Annotated in this window: 10 protein-coding genes; 9 read left to right on the forward strand and 1 reads right to left on the reverse strand. The window is 47.5% G+C overall.

Annotated elements, in window-relative coordinates:
- Positions 1-193 precede the first annotated feature (193 nt).
- The 9 genes from EI981_RS03100 to EI981_RS03140 all read left to right on the forward strand — a co-directional run bounded on the left by EI981_RS03100 (position 194) and on the right by EI981_RS03140 (position 17,221).
- The gene (locus tag EI981_RS03100) at positions 194-1,969 is read left to right on the forward strand and encodes a VWA domain-containing protein (protein WP_127004298.1); all 1,776 of its coding nucleotides are present in this window, start codon (positions 194-196) and stop codon (positions 1,967-1,969) included.
- 176 nt (positions 1,970-2,145) lie between these two features.
- The gene (locus EI981_RS03105) at positions 2,146-5,535 is read left to right on the forward strand and encodes a tubulin-like doman-containing protein (RefSeq protein ID WP_126995352.1); all 3,390 of its coding nucleotides are present in this window, start codon (positions 2,146-2,148) and stop codon (positions 5,533-5,535) included.
- Entirely contained in the window at positions 5,535-7,907 is a 2,373-nt protein-coding gene (locus EI981_RS03110) for a transcription initiation factor TFIID (protein ID WP_126995354.1), read from the forward strand. Before EI981_RS03105 ends, EI981_RS03110 begins: the two co-directional genes overlap by 1 nt.
- 109 nt (positions 7,908-8,016) lie before the next feature.
- Entirely contained in the window at positions 8,017-9,309 is a 1,293-nt protein-coding gene (locus tag EI981_RS03115) for a vWA domain-containing protein (RefSeq protein WP_126995356.1), read from the forward strand.
- Between the two features lie 203 nt (positions 9,310-9,512).
- Positions 9,513-10,166, forward strand: coding sequence for a beta-mannanase (locus tag EI981_RS03120; RefSeq protein WP_126995358.1), 654 nt, complete (start codon positions 9,513-9,515; stop codon positions 10,164-10,166).
- A 29-nt stretch (positions 10,167-10,195) separates the two neighbouring features.
- Positions 10,196-11,452 carry a hypothetical protein gene (locus EI981_RS03125; RefSeq protein WP_126995360.1) on the forward strand — a complete coding sequence of 419 codons (1,257 nt, stop codon included), beginning with the start codon at positions 10,196-10,198 and terminating at the stop codon, positions 11,450-11,452.
- Positions 11,453-11,454: 2 nt separating this feature from the next.
- Complete coding sequence (locus EI981_RS03130) at positions 11,455-14,721, forward strand: GAP1-N2 domain-containing protein (RefSeq protein ID WP_126995362.1); 3,267 nt, start codon at positions 11,455-11,457, stop codon at positions 14,719-14,721.
- 362 nt (positions 14,722-15,083) lie between these two features.
- Positions 15,084-15,680 carry a P-loop nucleotide/nucleoside kinase family protein gene (locus tag EI981_RS03135; protein ID WP_126995364.1) on the forward strand — a complete coding sequence of 199 codons (597 nt, stop codon included), beginning with the start codon at positions 15,084-15,086 and terminating at the stop codon, positions 15,678-15,680.
- Positions 15,681-16,015: 335 nt separating this feature from the next.
- Positions 16,016-17,221 carry a response regulator gene (locus EI981_RS03140; protein WP_126995366.1) on the forward strand — a complete coding sequence of 402 codons (1,206 nt, stop codon included), beginning with the start codon at positions 16,016-16,018 and terminating at the stop codon, positions 17,219-17,221.
- On the opposite strand, the gene EI981_RS03145 is transcribed toward EI981_RS03140, so the two are convergent.
- Entirely contained in the window at positions 17,145-18,926 is a 1,782-nt protein-coding gene (locus EI981_RS03145; RefSeq protein ID WP_126995368.1) for a sensor histidine kinase, read from the reverse strand. The genes EI981_RS03140 and EI981_RS03145 overlap by 77 nt on opposite strands.
- Between the last annotated feature and the right edge of the window lie 83 nt (positions 18,927-19,009).

The following is a 19,009-nucleotide window of genomic DNA, read 5'->3' on the forward strand; positions in this document are numbered from 1 at the left end:
GTTTTATCTTAACGTTTTCTTAAGTATTATCTATTATCATAGTATAGTATATATTTGGAACTACTCCTAATTTCATATGTACATCGCTGGATCATGAAAAAGGTCATAGTAGATTCGTATTTATTCTATTTCAAATTAAAGGAGCAATATTATGCAGCATTGTTATAGACAATCTATACGTATATTGACGGTTATGATGGTCTTTTGGTTACTGGTAGGCTCTGTTGGCACCCCTATTTATGGAGCCTCGGCAGCCGCAAAGGGAGCTCAGACTCAGCAGACTTCATTAATCGATGCTGTGCTCGTTGTCGATGTAAGTAACTCGATGAAGACCAGCGACACGAATAAAGTCGGAAATGAAGCGATGAAGATGTTCATCGACATGCTGTCCGCTCAAGGCGACAAGGTAGGGATAGTAGCATATACGGACAAAGTGCAGAGGGAGAAGGCATTGCTGAAGATTCAGTCTCCAGCTGATAAGCAGGATCTAAAAGATTTCATCGATGGATTAGATCGAGGACCCTACACAGATATTGCGGTAGGCGTTCGCGAGGCGGTTAAGGTGCTGCAAAACGGAGCTGAACCGGGGCATGAGCCGATGATCGTTCTGTTAGCAGACGGCAACAATGATTTCAACAAGAGCTCGGGACGGACGCAAAGCGAGTCTGACAAGGAGCTTGGCGAGGCCGTCGCTGAGGCTAAGGCGGCAGGCATTCCGATCTATACGATCGGTTTGAATGCAGACGGCAAGCTGAATAAGGCGCCACTTACGGATCTAGCCCAGCAGACGGGCGCTAAGTCGTTCTCTACCAGCTCGGCGAATGATCTTCCACAAATACTTAGTGAGATATTTGCCAGCCATCTGAAGCTCAAAATCGTACCTATACAAAGCATGACGGGCAACGGAAGCTTCCAGGAAGTGACGGTTAACGTTCCGAATGCGAACGTGCTTGAAGCCAATATTTCGATTATGTCAGCTAATCCTGTCACGGCGGAGCTGGTTAACCCGTCCGGTGATAAAGTGGCTATACCTTCGGATGAAGTTATTTTGTCCAAGTCGAAAAGTTATTCTCTGATTAAGCTGCTAACTCCAGTCGAGGGGGATTGGAAGCTGAGGGTTAAAGGGGCAGCCAAGGACAAAATCGATATTAATCTGGTATTTAATTACGATCTTGAGCTCGAGATGGACCCCATTGCATCGAAGAGCTATCAACGCGGTGATGATGTGAAAATCGGAGCGTATCTTACAAGCAATGGGCAGAAGCTGCAAAATGACGAGCTGTATACGAATATGAGCGCTGTTCTCATCGTTAAGGATATCGACAGCGGCAAGACCGAAGAAGTCAAGCTTAACAATACGGGGGACAAATTCGAAGGCACATTTAGCTTTTCCGAAGCCCATGAATACGAACTGAAGGTTCGCGCAGAGGAAAAAAGCTTCTACAGGGAATCCGCTCCTGTAACACTGAGTGCCAAAGGCAAAGCAGGTGCTACACCAGTACCAGCCCAGCCTAATCCGACGACAGTGGAAGAAGAGAAGCCGTTCCCTTGGCTAATCGTTGTTATATCAGCGGTAGGTTTGGCCGTAGTTGCAGCGGGTGCTTATTTTATCGCATCGTCAGTTAAGAAAGCGAACCGCGGATTCGTAGGCCAGATTGTCATCGAGATTCGCGATGAGAACACGAATGAGAGATCCTTCCCGCAGTATAAGAAGCTTACCTCGTTCAAAGGCAAGTTCAATCTCCATCAACTGCTGCAACTGGCACCCGAGCTGAAGGAAACGGAGAAAATTGTATTTACTCCGGCTAAGGGAGATCGCATCACGCTGCGCAATGCCTCAGCTGCACCGATCGAGAAATCGGGTCGGGCTGTGGATGCCTCCGCAGGACTTGAGCTTAAGAGCGGGGATCGAGTGACATTGCCACTACAACATATCGATAAGACGATTTTCATAGAGTACCTGGTGTAATCGCTTTTGATCACGTAGTGAATCAGGAAGTAACTCGGCATCGAATCTTGAACTCAACCGGGATTTCCGGTGCTCACGTACCCAAAACGTACGCTTCGCTCCTCAATCCCTAGTTTCATTCAACCTTCTCGGTGCTGAAAACCGACTTTTTTATCCAATGAATGGAGGAAACTTAAATGAAGCCGATCGTTAGAGAACATATTCAGCAATTGGATGTATCGCTTGGCGGAGGTATTGTCAGCGATAAAATTCGGGTGGATACGATTGATAATCCAATCCTTATTATTGGTCTTGGCGGAACCGGGATTGACGCCTTGCTTCGCCTGAAGTATCAAATTAACCGCAGATTCAAGCTGCCTGAGGATCCATTGTCCAAGAAGAAACGCGATAAGCCGGACAATGTGGAGTTTCTCGCTTTTGAGACCAACGAGCAGGATCGCAGTAAAAGGTACAAAGGAATCGGGCTCGATCCGATCAATGAATTTGTACTGCTGTCCAACCCGGAAATTGGCGGTCTACTGCAAAACCGCAGTATTCTAGAGCCGTACATTACAGACTGGCTGTCACCCGAGCTGAGTATTACCGATGGGATGAACGGTGCGGCAGGTGTGCGTCAGGCGGGGCGGCTGCTTCTTTTCACGAAGATTAATCAAGTCGTGCAGGCCATCGATAAGAAAATCAAGACCTTATCAGTAGGTACGAACAAGAAGCTGATGGTATTTCTACTTACTGGCTTGTCCGGCGGCACAGGCAGCGGCTGCTTCCTGGATATCGCCTATATTGTACGCGGAATTATTGAACGTGATCACGGTTCGGCAGGTATTGACCGCGTGAATACTCTCGGTTATTTGTTCACCCCGGATATCAATCTGTCCAATAAGAGTCTAAGCGAGCATACGCGCGAGTACATTAAGAAAAATGGTTATGCCGCGTTGAAAGAGCTGGATTACTGGATGAACGTAGATAGTCGTGGTGAGAGGTTCAATCAGCAATACGGCAACATTTTGACAGTCAACTCGCCGTTGCCTCCTTTTAATCTATGTCATTTGATATCGGCAACCAATACAGAGGGCAAGCTGCTGGAGAACGCTTATGATTACTGTATGAACGTCACTGCGGAGAACATTACCAACTTCATGGCGAGTGAAGAGAAGCAATCTGGCGAAGAATTTGCTATTCACGATTATATAAGTAATATCCGTACGAATATCGCACAAATGAACAAGGCTTACCCGGCTAACTATGAATACAACATTATTGGGGCCTCTTCGGCTGTGCTGCCGATCGAGGAAATGACGACTTACTTGGCCTATCGTCTGTTTGACAAGATGGACAAAATGTTCCAGCAATCGCCGACGCAGGAGGAAGTAGAGAAATTTGCCCGTAAGATGGGCGTTGACCTCGATAGTATAGTTAAAGCGTTTGAATCTCGCGTACCCGACCCGCTTCCGGGTTATGAGAACAGTGAGCGGTTGAGCTATGCCAATGTTGTGAAGTCTCAAGTCGTGAATATGGACACGGAGCTGGAGCAAACCTTCCTCGCTCGGGCGAGAGAGGAATATATCAAAGCGAAGAAGCAGCTTCCAGGGGAATTCCTCGAGAAGTTCAGCGACCAGATTCGTCGTCTGTTTTTGCATCCGGAGCAAGGGCCGTTTTATGTATCGCGGCTGCTTTTCACGGAGAAGGGCTTCTGTTTGCTGAAAATGCTGCTCTCCTATATCGAGGCATTGCGTGAGAATTTAGTGCGTATTCCTCGCGATATCGAGGCTGCGCAGGATCAAGCGGATGATAAGCTAGGCGATGCCAAGAGTGCATTTGTGTCCAAGGAGAAGAAGAAGAACGCTTATATTGAAGCAAAAATAAATGAATACTGGCTCCACGCAGATGTTGAGCGTACAGAGCAAATGATTGAGTTCTATGAGGATCTGTATGATTTGCTGAATCGGGAGAATAACCGCATTTATAGTGTATTCACAGAAATATTAAATGCACTTAGCTCGATCTTCTCCAAGAACGGGGACATTCTGACGAGCGGTGACGAGCAGGTGGACCATAAGGGTAATAAAACCTACTACTGGAACATCGTGAGCGTACCCGACATTTCAAAGGTTGTCAGTGGCATTATGGATCAGAAGGATGTCGATGACCTGATCCGTGATTTCGCTACGGAATTGCTGGATCACTCCGATCAATGGGTGAAGGAGCAGGAAATTGATATTGTGAGCTCCATTTCTACTTTCCTCTCCGATAAGTTCGGTGATCTTATTACGAAGTCAATGGAGGATTTCCTAGTCATTAAATATGGCCAGGATGAGCCGATCGAGAAGTTTGTTGAGCGTCAAATTGCTAGCAAGCTGGATGAGGAAGCTGTTCCGGTATTCCATTTGTCGAATAGTACAGGTAATTTGCATTTCCCTTCTTGGGGATTTGTATCTGTTCCAGTGCAGGCGCCGAGCATCCTGAAGGGGATTCGCAACTATCAGAACAATGCGGTCGGAAAGTCCCATTTCACGGTCAAAGAGAGCGAAGTGAAGAACCGTATATTCTGGTTGAATACACGTAACGGGGTGCCATTGTTCGTGTACACGCCGCTCAAAGTATATGAGGAGAGCTATGAACGGACGATTTTGGATAAGGAAGGAATCGGTCGTCACCTCGTACAAACAGAGAAGAATAACTGGACTTACCTGCCTTCGCCAATCCCTGAGAGATCCTGGGGCGAGACTTATTCCAATTCACGGGTACAGAGCTATAATGCTCGTGTGCGCGAGGAGTTCGCCAAATCGCTTCAGTTAAAGGTAATTGTGGAGAAGGATGCGGATCAAAATACGAGCAGCCGTTATTCTGTAAGGTTAACGAAGCCGTTCTCTTTGCAAGATAAACTGGCAGCGTATGATATGCGTCTAGAAGCTCCAAAGCCAAATCTAGGCGAGGTGAAACGCTGTGCTCTTGAGCTGAAGCAGCTGCTTGCTGAGGGACTTCCACAAGAAGGCGTTAAAGATATATTCGGAAGCATCAATGAAGAGATGGCCAAAGAGAATTTGATTCGCTCGCCAAAACTGATTACCCGCATGCGGCAGGAGATCGCAAAGTATGAGGAAATCGCGGCGATGGCAGCGAAGCTGGATGCAGTGCTGGCGCAGCATCAGGATGAGGAGAAGTGGCTTGATCAGTTCATCGAGGCGATGTATACGATGACGATTACGAAGAAGGGCGCGCTGTATGTCTACGATCGTGATCCGGAAGAAGAAGCTTGGGAGCCATTTGCTAACCTGATGAAGAGCCAAAATTATGTGGAATACGAAGTGTTTACACATTTTAGAGGCTTGGATGAGAAGAACCATAGCGTATTGATGCGCAAAGCGTCACGCCGGGCCACGGAGCTAACGGCTTCGGAGGATATCGAGCCGTTACTTCAGACGATGGGTGAGCTTGCAGATCGATTCCGTGAGGGGCGGGACTCGCTGGAATACGAGAAGGTTGAACTGGCAAACGGTGAGGATATGTATCAGTTCTACAAGCAGATAACAACTAAACTGAACGATATCCGCAGAAGGTTGAAATAATGGTTAGACAGAAGCTGGAGCAATTCGCCGTAGAATACGACCGGTCCGAAGAACGCCTTACCGGCAGAGGCGATGACCAGAGCAGCATTCATTACCCCGCTGTGTTTCTGTTTATCGGTGACAAGAGCCGTGAGGCGATTGAACCGATCATGCAGATGAATGAGAAGAGATGGGAGAATAGCGAGGGATTGATCTATCTCCACGCAGGCTCCGTGGAGGAGTCTGCTGCTGCTCGGGTGTTGGAGTACCGTATTCCAGTTACGGTACAAGAGGGCTCGATTTCGCCTACCTCACGCCGTGATATGTATCGGCAATTCTATGAACAAGTGCAAGGTTTGCCGGAGCTTAACCGAATTCTGAGAAAGGCTAGTGGAGCTCTGGCGGAGTATGGGAGACTGTACCCGTCCTTTGACCGGGTTCGTCTTTCTATCATTACGCGGGTCGATGACCCGCTTAATGTGTTTGTTCCGGAAATATCGCTTCTGGCAGAAGCAATATTCCGTCAGTCGTTCAAGGCAGTACAGATGGATTTGTATGCATTGATTAGCGAACGGGAAGGGGCTGAAGCTTTCGGATACAGCAGCTCGCTCGGCGTTGCGTTTCTGCGTGAGCTGAGTCTAATGCAGCAATCGGATTATACATTCAGCGCCCCCCTTCATGTGACAGAGGATGGACTTTCGATCCCAGTTACGCACCCGCCTTCTCCGTTATTTGACCTTGTCTACATGATGTCCGATCGGGATGAGCGGGGATTCGCTTCACTGGGTGGCTTGCAAACCTGCTACGAGGCGATTTCTCATATTAGTCTGCTCAAGAACAGACAGCAGAAGGAGCCGTTGTTCCATGCGAATAATGAGGTTTATAACAACACCTCATTCAAAAATAACATTATGACGGAATCCGGACGGCAAGGCTTTGTATCTGCTGGATTGTCCAAAGTAAAACGTCCGAATCAGTCGATTGCGCTTGCGGTACTGCATCACTTCTACAGAGGCTTATTGGCACGGATGAAGCGAGAGCCTGATTTATCTACTACAGAGAAGCTGGCCTTTTTTGGAGTGGATGGAACGGCACTGGATCGGGCTGCTGGAGAGATGATTCCTACAGAGGAACGCCTTAGCGAAATGCATGGCCTTATGACGAATGACATCAGTTATGCCGCCGTTCGCAAGTTGTCGTTGAAAGAAGCCGAGGAGGCTTTATTTGGCGGCGGTGGAGAGGCGTTCTTCCGCGGTAATTTCCAGGATGAAGCGGCACGTCTTCTGAAGGAGTTCAAGGCTGGCGAGTGGATCGATAGGGCGATCAAGCGATCGCTGACCGATTATCCTGATGTTGAGGTATACTGTCTGGCCGCCTGGACAGCGGATGAGGGGCTAAATGGTTCCGTTGGAATTATGGCTCCGCTTCGCTCCGCTCGCAGGGAAGCGGAAATGCGGCTGGCATCGGCGAGGGCCGAGCTGGATCAGTTCCGCCAGGGGCGCGTGGAAGAGCAGTCGTTCCCACGTGTTCCGCTGATGGATCGGCATAACCTACGCAGCTTGATCCGCTACCTATTCGACCAGGTCTATTCGCGGAGAAGAGAGATATTGCTGCTGGAGATGAGACTGAAGCTGATTATGAAGTTTGAAGAAGCCATTCAGCAATTGAATGGCCGGTACCTTGTCGTGATCGGTCAGCTTGAGACGCTGGAGCAATTGCTGCGTGATACAGCGCTGAGCAGTATTGAGACTGCAGATGATTATATTGGACAGAACATCATGGAGTACTATGAGCGCACTACTGCTGACATTATGGAGCAGTGGGAAAGTAAACGGGGACAGTATGCGTTTTTCACAGAGAGCACAATGGGAGATTCGAGGTGTCTGCTTGAGAAAGGTATAGAGGGGTTGGCGGATAAGCTCATCGAGGTTTGCCGCAAGACCATTTTAACGTCACCGATGTTCTCACGCACGTTCGAGGAAGAACTGCTACAGCGGGCCAATGTGACTGTCGAATACGGCAACAAAACCGTACTTACCAAGGAAGAGCTGTTCAAGAAGCTCTACCGCATTCTCGAGGATAATGCCGCGATTCAGCTTCGGCTATACGATTACACCCAGGAGCATCGTTATGAGGAAAAGTATGTGTTCGGCGATTACACGAGCGAGTTCGTACAGCATATTTTCCGAGCGGATGAAACGTCAAGAATTTATAAGCTCGGTTGTGTCCATGAGAAACGAAGCAGCGGTGTAGAGAAGTTGAATCTCATGGGTGGCTTCCATCCGGAAGACCTGATGTATTACGTGAATGGGAAAGTATATTACGAAACTTATTTGCAGAACGGGTATGAATTTCACGGGATTGAGAAGTCAAAGCTGCCAGAGTTCAGTTGACTCTAAGGGGTTGTTCAAAAGGTCCGCTTTTGATAAGAAAACCGAACCTTTGAACATGCAATTTTAAAGACCGTAATGTACAAAAAAGATGTAGGGAGGAAGTGCACGAATGCAGCGTAAAATAAACTGGCTTCTGGTGCTATTCAGTCTTATTGGCGGAGCAGTTGGGGCTGTAATCGGAGAACTGCTGCTTAACCAGCTAGAAGGCAGGCTGCCCTGGATCGTCATCATTGGACTTTACTTCGGCATACTTGCCCTGTCCGTAGGATTATTCTGTTTAATCGCGGAAATGGTCTCCCCCCGTCTTAACGGGACGTCATGGAGACAACGTTATGTCGGTACTTCATGGAAGCTGCTTGTACCGGCGACGCTAGTTATGCTCCTGCTCGCAGGAACCGCCTTGGAATTTTTATATGAGTTGAATGTAGGTCGGGCGAAATCGGTAGACGATATCGTCTTAATGATTGATAATTCCGGGAGTATGCTGGAGACAGATCCTGATGATCGCCGTTATGAAGCGGCCAAATCATTGATCGGGCAATTGGATAGTAACAAACAGGTCGCAGTCATTGTATTCAATAACCAGTCTGAACTCATCCAGCCCTTTGTTCATGTAAGTGATCAGGATGTGAAGAATCAAGTATATGCAGCGATTGATGCGCTCGAGCCAACCAATGCAGGCACAGATATCGGCGATGCGCTCTTATCATCGATGAAGCAGATCAAAGGGCAACCCAGTACTAGGGGGGCTATGGCGATCCTATTATCGGACGGTGTAAGCGAAGTCAATACGGCAAGAGTGCTGGCTGACTACCGGGATAGAGGCGTATCCGTTAATACCATCGGTCTTGGCCTTAGCTCAGCTAACGGTAATATTGAGGGTGTGGATCTGCTCAAGGAAATTGCCACAAAGACAGGTGGAAAGTATTATGATGTGGCGGATGCGTCCAATCTTTCTTTTGTTTTCCAGACCATATACGACAACAACCTGAATGAACGTACTCTGGTTACGGAACGTACCGGACCAATGAAGGACAGCACTTATTATATGATCCTAAGAATCATATTTGTACTTGGGTTAGGCGCGCTAATTGGCTTGTCGCTCGGAATGATGTTCGATAACCGTCATTTGGCTAAAAGTTTTACGATCGGCGGTTCTGTATCCGGGCTGCTTGCAGGGTTGCTATTGGAGTTTGGCTTAAGTGGAGGTACATTAGCTGACGCGTTGATCCGGCTGTTGGCCTGCCTTGTTCTTGCTTCAGTGATGACGATGTTCACGCTTGCCGTCCCTATGCCGGCGAATGGTGTCCGAACGGTTATGCGTCGCAGGGGAGCAACACTTCAGGACGGCAAGACAGGATTCCAAGAGCCCGTCAGAGATCGGCGCAATAGAGGATTCTAGAAGAGGTTGTTCAAAAAGTCCGCTTTTGATCACGAAGCAAATCAGGAAGTAATTCGACATCGAATCTTGAATTCAGCCGGGCCTTCCGGTGCTCACGTACCCAAAACGTACGCTCCGCTCCTCAGGCCCTAGCTTCATTCAACCTTCTCGGTGCTGAAAACCGACCTTTTTGAACACGCATTAAAGTGTAAGGGGGCATAGCAATGCGATTTATTGAGGCAGAGGAAGGCTTGCCGCTCATAACACAGCTTAGTTACAAGATCGATGAGGATCGCTGCAGGCTATTGTGGCAATGGCCTGATGGAATACAAGCGGTGTATATCTATAAAGGGTCTTCAGATCGAGAGCAGCAGGGGGAAGCCGACTATGGCTATCCTCCCTCTGTTGCAGGTCTAAAGCTGTATACCCGTGAAGAATATAAAGCGGCTGGAGGCTATATTGACCGGATAGATACGATTGGCTTGGCGGCTTATACGGTCTATGCCTGTCTGATGGATGACGGGGACAAACGCTTGGTCTATCAGCCTGATGGGCAGAATACCGTCCAATTCAGTACGGGCCGAGCCAAGATCCGCTACTCTATCACTCATAAGAGCATTTTGCTTCGCAAATACAAGACGGTGCAGATATCTGTGCTGGCTGAAGTAGATATTCCAAAAGAAGCGCTTTGTTATGTGAAGAAGCAGGGCAATTATCCGGTAAGTATAGATGACGGAACAGTATATCCTTTTCTGAGAGATTTCCCTTCAGGCAGGAGTACACTGCCCGCGATCGAGGTCGGAAAGAACGATTATGTAAGGCTGTTCTTTACGGATGGCCCTAAGTATGGAAGGTTATACGAGCTGATTCCAGAGTAAACATACTGTGAAATGAGGAGGAATGGGAGATGGGTCTGTTCGATTTGTTTAAAAGGAAACCCCAGGCCGAAGAGCGGCCTTTATTTTATGATATTGTATGTCCCTATTGTTTCAGTAAATTCGAAATGGACGAGGTAGTGTTCAGGGCGACGCATTATCGTGAGGATGATGAGGATTATGCTCTTGGCGAGGACGAGGCTCTGAACAAATACAGGGAGAGATTTGGTCTCGATACCGTCTATGATATGGAAGCTATTTTGCGTCCTCAGGACGTTCCAGAAGAGCATCTCATTTATTCGGATCATGTTCTGATCGGATTGAATGATCGTTATGGGGAAGTGACAAGACACAGGTTGTGTCCGCATTGTCATAATGAGCTGCCAGTAACTGCGGGGAAAGTGCCTAGTAATATCATTTCGATCATTGGGGCTTCTCAGGTGGGGAAATCCGTCTACATGACTTCATTGATTCATACCCTGCAGAACACGACGGCGGATCATTTTGATGCGGCTTGTATGCCACTTAATGCTGAAATCAGCCGCAAATTCCGGACCTTATACGAAGAACCGTTGTTTGAGCGTGGCGATTTGCTGGCATCGACCCAGAAGGAGAAAATGCAGGAGCCGTTTATTTTCCAGTTTGTATTCAAGGATGAATCGAAGCCGCCACTAACGCTCGTTTTCTTTGATGTTGCGGGTGAAGGCATGGTCGATCAGGATTATCTTGGATTACAGGGTCAGCATATCAAGAATTCTTCAGGTCTACTGTTCATGGTCGATCCACTTCAAATTCGCTCGATTCGGGAGAAAATACGCATCAATGTTGGAGATAAACCGGGCGAATGGGTATCGCAATATGATGAGCCACGTGATGTAGTGTTGACGATGTTCGGTGATTTCATCGCTTATGAGGATCAAGGGAAGACGGATATACCGACTGCGGTAGTGCTAACGAAGAGTGATATGCTTCATGTCTTGAAGGATGAAGAGGGAGAGTATATCAAGTCCAATAGCAATATTTTTAATAATGCAGTGCATCGTAAACATTTTAATATTACTGAATTCGAGAATATCGATGGCGAAATTCGCCGTTTTATTGAAAAAGTGGATCGGCCATTTAAAGGTACGATGGATGTCTATTTCAAGGATACAGGGTACTTTGCAGTATCTGCGCTCGGTAGCAATCCTATTGATCAGAAGCTGCAAAATGTCGTCCAGCCTATACGCGTGGATGAACCGTTCATTTGGCTGATGTATAAATTGAATTACATTGAGGGGAGAGAGTGACCGTGAGGCAAGCTTCTCCCACAATGATTCAGCAGCAATTGTATACAAGAGAGCGGAGCGGTATATTTCGCGGAACGGAAGGATTTGATACTGTCGCGGTATCGGACGGATTGGATGCGGTGTTCATTAAGAAACAGCTCCATCCGTTCTGTGGCTATGATGCTCCTGCAGAGCTGGCCTCCCGAGGAGAGAAGGAAATAAGCAGTTATCCGCCGGCGATTCATCTATTCCATACCGAGGGCGGAGAGACGGTGCTGGGGCGGAGCATTTATCAACCCGTAGATTTTACCGGTCTGCGCAGTGCGTTCCTGACGCATAACTACGTAATTCCATCAGCGCGGCTGGATGAGATCGTGACCCATTACGGTAATTATCTTAATGCCGATTATGCGGAGAAATATTACACGGAAATCGGTCGGCAGCTCCCGGAACTGGATGACATACCGCAGAAATCGCAGAACCAGCAACATGTGCAGAACAGCCCGACAGGTCTGACAGCTGAGAAGCTTCTTAAGGAGATAAAGCTGGACGAGAAGAGCTTTAAACAGTTGCTATTCGCTGTCATGACTGCAGTTGGAGAAGGCAGAAAAAAGGTATATGTTGCCCTTGATGTTCCGGCAGAGCAGATTTCGCAATATTCTGTAGCGCTGCTTAAAGTACTATTCGCCTGTCTGCCATTCGAACTGCGCCGCCGCTTCGGATTTATCACCTATGCCAAGGAGCCGCAAAGCCGAAAGTTTATACATCTGCAATTCGTGGAGCGCGGTAGTCTGCGTCCTAATGACCGAGAAATTGAAAAGGAATATGTATTCGACCTCGCTTCAGGACGATTACCGCAGGATGAGGTAGATGAAGGCAAACAGCCTTATCTTGATTTTGTCTGGAATGCGATCGGTGAGCTTGGGGTCTTGGAGAACTTCCATCGCTTTGCTGATGAGATGTTGTCAGGGATGGATCCCCAACGCCGGGCTTTATTATCTAGCTATCATGAGCTGTGCGTGTTCTATCAAATTGAATCGGAACGTTGGGATTTGTATGAAAAACATAAAATAACCGTGCTGCGGGGGTTGCTAAGTTATTTGGAACCCCACGGTGCCCTGGATTCCAGAATTCGGCTAAATGATATATTTCTAGCTGCTTTTGACCGGGAATTTGATAGCATCAAGCAAGGAAGTATTGTAGAGCTGGCGATAGTGGAATGCTTCAGGGATTATTATCGGCTGGAAAGCCGGAGTTATGGCCCCAAGCTTGTTAATTATTTGATTCATGCAGTTAATAATTCATTGACTGAAGGCAGAACCGAGCTCGCCTATTCATTGTACGCTTTGATAGAGAGTCAGTCGGAGCTGAGTAAAGCCTTTTTTGGTACGGTCTTGAAGCTTGGCGAGCTGTCTAACCGGTTGTTCGATCCCTACATTCAGAACAAGCTTGCGGAGACGCAAGGTTCAAAGGAAGTTCTGAATGTGGTGCATAGCTGGGCGATCGCTCATCCAGGCTTGTTACAGAGTGCTTCCTTCAAGGAAATAGCTGTTGCAGGTCTAACGGACAAGCTGCGCAAGGAACAGCGATTACTATCTTCTGTCCATATGACGGTAGATAGTATCCGTAAATGGGCAAGAACGCCTCTTCCTGATAGCGGAATGACTGTGGCGGATTCGGAGCTGGCGGAGCTTCTCTCGCTTTCTGCCAAGCGTCTGCTGCTTGATGAACTGGAACTGGACAAGCTGACCCAGGATCAGGTGACAACCGCAGCGTTTTTAGGTGAAGCAGATGCCTTTGCCGGCCTGCAGCTTGACAGTAAGCAGCGTAGTCATGCGGAGATGCTGCGAACGTTATACGAATGGTTTGCGCAGCGTGAGCCAACGGAGGATGTTTTCCGTCTATTGTCTTCTGAGGAACTGGATCGGATCCAGAAGCTCGGGCGTAAATGGCTTCAATCCAGTATCGAAGTGGAGCAGTTTGGAAAGATCGTACTGGCATTCTGCCAAGACTCGGCAGTCGGGATTATTGATTACAATCAAGTCATGGATTATTTACAGCGGCATGCCAAGGACAAGGAGAAGATTTACGAATTTATGCTCTGGTCGCAAGGAAATTCTTACTTTGTTCATGCTCGGGGGCTTGCTCCCGGTTATTCTGCGGCAATACTAGCATACTTTAAAAAGCATGATAAGGATGCGTTTAAGAGCAGAGACTATCGGACCCGTTACTTCGATAAAGCGGGAGCACCGCTTGCGAAGGTATTCGCCGATGCGCGTCTCACGCTGTCTTCGCCACTCAAGCGATTTCTTGTTCAGAACGGGAAAAAGGTGAGAATGACCACTCTTATTGTGGCTTTGGGTCTTGTTGTGGCAGTTGGCTTTCTATTCATCTTGCAGCAGCAAGGGATGCTTGGTGCAAAGGCGCCCGTTGAAGCCACTCCGCCACCTACACAGGATTCTGGGGTGCTTGTATATGCCGAGAATGTTAAAGGCAGCGACGGAACCGAGACAACTTCGCTTGTATTTCTGTTTAAGGGGGAGGAGCAGTGCAAGGTCTTTGATCCCTCAAATCTGATGATAGAGTCACAGGGCCAGTCTGCTCAGCAGTTTAAGAATTTGAAATATGACTCGAATTGTGTGGTAGCGGACGCTGGAACGGAAGATTCGGAAGCGACAGATCCAGGCGGCGAAGTTGATGGAACAGATGGAAAAGATGGAACAGAAGGAATCGATGGAACAATAAAGGATACAGAAGAAATAGATAAGGCAAAGGGTAATAATACAGGCGAAAATGGGGCAGCAAGTGGGAAGGAAACAGGGAAAGAAGACACAGCGCAATCCGGTTCCCAAAAAACGAAAACGGGTGGAAACGATGCGTCTAATGCTACTAACTCAACCAACTCGACTAACCCGACTAATGGAACCAAGGGAACTAATGGAACCAGTGAAGACAGTGGAAACAATGGAAGCAATGGGAAAAATCCAGCGGATGCAACTACAACTAACGCAACTAATGGGACCAATCTGCCTGATGCGGGCAATTCTAATGTAACAGATCCGGCGGATGCATCTAACCCTAACGGGCTTGACGATACTTCTAAGCCCGGTGAGACTGCCGGTACGGATGACGGTGAGACGAAGGATTCCGCGTATACATTCCGGATTGTAGTCTCATTAGGCATGAAGCTGGATATATCGGCAGGGAGCGTGATTAAGCTAGGGGAACAACAGTATACGGTTATTACCCGCGAAGAGGCAGAATCAGGTAGCAATTTAGTCAGCCCTTAGGGGCTACGCCCGAGCCGATGCCGAAATTTTGCGTTGACGACCTCTAACGAAACTACAGATCGTTATTTCCTCCAAAACAGCAGTAAATAAACCTAACGAAACACCATATCGTTAATCGAGGGAATTTCCGCCTTTAAACCCCAAAATGGCTTAAATAGCGTTACCTAGTTTCGTTACATTTTTTAGTGCCCCTTATTGGCCTAAATAGCGATACCACGTTTCGTTAGAGATTGCTTAAAAAGCCTCTATGCAGCATTAGTTTTGTTTAACCTGGAAAATAGGCGTCTGCCCCCAGTATAGGATTGTGTTCCATCCTTGAGCAATGATACACTGATTCTAACTTACAAATAGGGGGATTTAGGGTGAAGCAGAAATTGGTGTTTTTTGTAGGGGTCGCCGGGACCGGCAAGACAACAGTTGCTAGAAAATTGGCGAAGCGTATTCAGGCTGCTTTTCTGGATCGCGACACGGTCGGCGGACGTTTTGTAGAGAAAATGCTTGAGATGAACGGTCTGGACGTGAACGACCGCGACTCTGAATTCTATAAGAAGCATCTCCGTGACTTGGAATATGACACAACGAAAGATATTTGCATTGAGAATCTCGCCGCAGGGCAGAACGTATTTATGATCTCTCCTTTCACAGCAGAATTGAAAAATAAAGCATGGATTGAAGAGGTTCTTGCCGCAGCCGGATTAAGCAAGCAGGAGGTAGACGTCAAAGTGATCGCCGTTACCTTGGGCGACATGGAGACACAAAGAAAACGCATCGAGCAAAGGCAAACCGAGCGTGACAACTGGAAGCTGGAGCATTGGGACGATTTCAAACAGCGTGTTCAATTTGTTCCTGAAGTAAACTGGGACATCCCTGCTTCATCGGTCCTTGTCTTTGATAACAGTGGAGATCTCACTAACGAGAAGGTCGAGAGCGTGTATCAATTTGTGATGAATGAATCATAAGCACGAAGCTGATAAAATAGATAGACAGGACGGAGAAGGGCAAGGGATTGCCCTTCTTTCTTTTTGCAGCAGTATCTACGTAGATAGTAAAGTCGTACAGCATTGAGCTGATCCGAATGCTTCCAGCTCGAAATGTAGAAATAAGTCCTTCCAGAGTAGAATTGATACCTTTCGAAGCTGTTGTTCGTTCTATAGAATATGGCTGTAATAGGGGTTGAAGCTTGTTATAGAAACCGAAATTGACAGCGGTTGCATAATGACGAGCCTACTAGAATTATAAAGTCTAGCCAGGACGATGAAGTACACCGGATCAATGGAGAACAGGGGGATCTGCTATGAAGATTATTATTGCGGATGATGAGCGACTAGCCAGAGCTAACGTTAGAAGCATGCTCGAAGAGTTGGAGCTTCCTCTGCAGATTGTAGGAGAAGCGAAGGACGGGGCAGAGCTTGTTGAGCTCATTGCAATGGATCAGCCTGACATTGTCTTTGTAGATATTAGGATGCCAGTGATGGATGGATTCAAGGCAATTCGGAATGCAGTATGTTATGAATATATTCAATGGGTTATTATTTCCGGCTATTCCGACTTCTCCTATGCTCAGCAAGCAATTAAATTGCAGGTAGCGGACTATTTGCTGAAGCCGGTTGATCCGGACTCCCTGGGAAAATGCCTGAACAGCTTGCTGGAGAAGCAGCGAAAGAAAACGGCCATATTAAACCGGGAACTTGAGCGGCAGATCATGTCTGTCCTCTATCTCTCACGCTCAGAGGATGAGCTGAACGATGCTTCGCAGAGCATTCATAGGAATTATTCCGCTTATGTGTTGAAAGTAGATGATCATCTGCCTCCCCATGAGAGCCACCAGCGATTTCAGGGGATGATGGATGAAATCGATAAGCTTGAGGGCGATTGGGAGCTGTCCATGAATGTGCGGAGAGCGATTTTAATTATGCCCTCGGGCGAAGCGGTTGTTATTTTTGCGTTGCAAGAGGCAAATACGCAAATGCTTCATAAACTCATTCAGAAATTTACGTTGGAGATGGAGCGAGTTGCAGAGCATCACCGCAGACCAGGCTTCTTAGTCCATATCGAACGGCTGGCACATTCCATTTCTTTCAAAGATTTGGTTCAGAGGCTCCGTCTCGCCCAGGACAAGGCGGAAGAGCAGCTTGGCGCTGTGCTGTCCGCAGAAGACCAAGGCCCGCCAGACCTTATTCAACGGACAGTGCAGTATATCGATCGCTGGTACACCGAGGATATCGGCATCGGCCAGATTGCCAATGAGCTGGGGGTGACCCCCAATTATCTCAGCTCGCTGTTCCACCGTAAGCAAGGAGTCACGTTTATGAAATATTTAACGTCAACTCGGATGAATAAAGCCAAGGAAATTCTGCAGGATGATCCGCAAATTCGCATTAGTCAAGTGGCGCAGCAAGTAGGTTATTATAGTACCCGACATTTCACGCGTCTGTTCGTTGAGTACTATCAGTGTTACCCCTCGGAGCTGAGGGACCAGTCCCAACAGACGAAGTCTTAATATGGATAGTCACTTCAGTACCAATATCAAGTATGCTGTTGACGGTCATGTCGGACTGGGGATAGGCCATTTCCAGCCGTTCCCTGACATTCGCAATGCCTATTTGCTCATTCTGCCGGAGCTGTTCCAGATTAAAGCCAGCCCCCGTGTCCGTAATCCGAATCCATATATTCTCCTCAATGAATTCGGCTCTGACCGTAATACGACATGCCCGATTTGCTCCCTCCACGCCATGAATGATGCAGTTTTCCACTAGTGGTTGCAGCAGCAGCTTTGGTATTCGAAAATCTGAGATTCTATCGTCAAGATACAGATCGGAGACGAGCCGTTCTTCGAAGCGCAGCTGCTGAATTTCGATGTAACGCTGAAGGAACAGAAATTCGTTCCCCAGCGTATCAAAGTCATTTTTGCTTAAGGTATAGCGCATCATGCCGCTCAGGGACAATATGGCCTTCTCCAATGTCTTGCTCTCTCCGGCCCGGTTCAGCGCGATGAAGCCGTTCAGAGTGTTGTAGAGGAAGTGGGGCTGAATCTGGGACTGAAGAGCCCTGTACTCTGCGTTGCGCTTGGCCAGTCCCGTCTTGTACTCACGAATGATCGTATCATTAAGCTGCGATATCATTTTATTCAGGCGGCTGCCGAGGTAGGCGATCTCATCCTGTCCTTTTATATTCACACTCTCGTTCATGGAGCCGCGCTGGACCTTACGCATCACTGAACCCATTTGCAGGATAGGCTTGACGATTTTGATCGACAGATAGATATAGAACAGAGCTGTCAATATCAGGCCGGCGCAGGTCATGATGATGGAGATTAACCGCAGATTTCTCATTTTGGACGTAATCTCGCGTTGCGACAATAGAACGTTGACTCTCCATTCCGAAGAGGGGATCGTCTTTGAAATGGTCGTATATTGGCTCCCATGACTCTCAATCCGTTCGTTGCCTGATATGATCTGTTCCTGGGCTTCAGCAGTCAGAGGAGCGCTAGAATAGATTAAATGGCTGTGGCCATCGAAGATCGTAACGATGGAACTAACATCGAAGGATACATCGCTGACGATGCTGTCGAAGATATCCGTATCCGCATCGGCCATAATGACCGCCAGAGGCTTCTGCGTATCAGGATCTTTCAGCAGCCTGGCTACCGAGAATACCAGCTTATCCGGAGAATTCCGCAAATAATCTCGTCTATGCGGGCTGATCATGGCAGCTTTTCCGTTCTTGAGCACGGTTTGCTTATACCAATCCTGAGAGCTATAACGGTAATCGGGAATAGGTTCGGCTACTTCATGATGATCTGTTGCATACACGGTATTATCAGCGGTAATCAGAATGGTTCCAAGAATATCTTTGCGTGTGTTCTGGAACATAGTCATCTGCATCTCATGCAATGTGCGATCGGCTACCAGTTTATTGTAAACACTTACATTTCTTTGATCGGACAAGGCTTTCAGCTTCAAGGAGGTTAAGACATCATTTTGGAGAAACGGCGTAATCGTCAAACGTTCCAGTTCGTCCATATAGGTCTCGATACTGCGTGTAATCGCGGTTAAGGTCCCCTCCATAAGGGCTTTTTTGTCTTTCTCCATCACACTTTGAAAGTATACGGGATATAGAATTCCTAGGATCAGGACGGGAATTACAATCGTAATCAGCAATAACAGTGTTAGCTTAGTCCGGACAGATGTATAGAAATATTTCAATCTTTTCAGCCCCTTTTGCCGCTAATCTCTCTAGCTCACATTGTCACTGCTCATCCCTTCGTTGGCAATATGTAAGCAAAAAA

The sequence above is a fragment of the Paenibacillus lutimineralis genome (genome assembly GCF_003991425.1).
Lineage (GTDB): Bacteria > Bacillota > Bacilli > Paenibacillales > Paenibacillaceae > Fontibacillus > Fontibacillus lutimineralis.

What these genes read in the sequence shown, in the direction of transcription:
- EI981_RS03115 (WP_126995356.1), top strand. Translation starts at nt 8,017, where the DNA reads ATGCAGCGTAAAATAAACTGGCTTCTGGTGCTATTCAGTCTTATTGGC.
- EI981_RS03110 (WP_126995354.1), top strand. Translation starts at nt 5,535, where the DNA reads ATGGTTAGACAGAAGCTGGAGCAATTCGCCGTAGAATACGACCGGTCC.
- EI981_RS03125 (WP_126995360.1), top strand. Translation starts at nt 10,196, where the DNA reads ATGGGTCTGTTCGATTTGTTTAAAAGGAAACCCCAGGCCGAAGAGCGG.
- EI981_RS03140 (WP_126995366.1), top strand. Translation starts at nt 16,016, where the DNA reads ATGAAGATTATTATTGCGGATGATGAGCGACTAGCCAGAGCTAACGTT.
- EI981_RS03105 (WP_126995352.1), top strand. Translation starts at nt 2,146, where the DNA reads ATGAAGCCGATCGTTAGAGAACATATTCAGCAATTGGATGTATCGCTT.
- EI981_RS03100 (WP_127004298.1), top strand. Translation starts at nt 194, where the DNA reads ATGATGGTCTTTTGGTTACTGGTAGGCTCTGTTGGCACCCCTATTTAT.
- EI981_RS03120 (WP_126995358.1), top strand. Translation starts at nt 9,513, where the DNA reads ATGCGATTTATTGAGGCAGAGGAAGGCTTGCCGCTCATAACACAGCTT.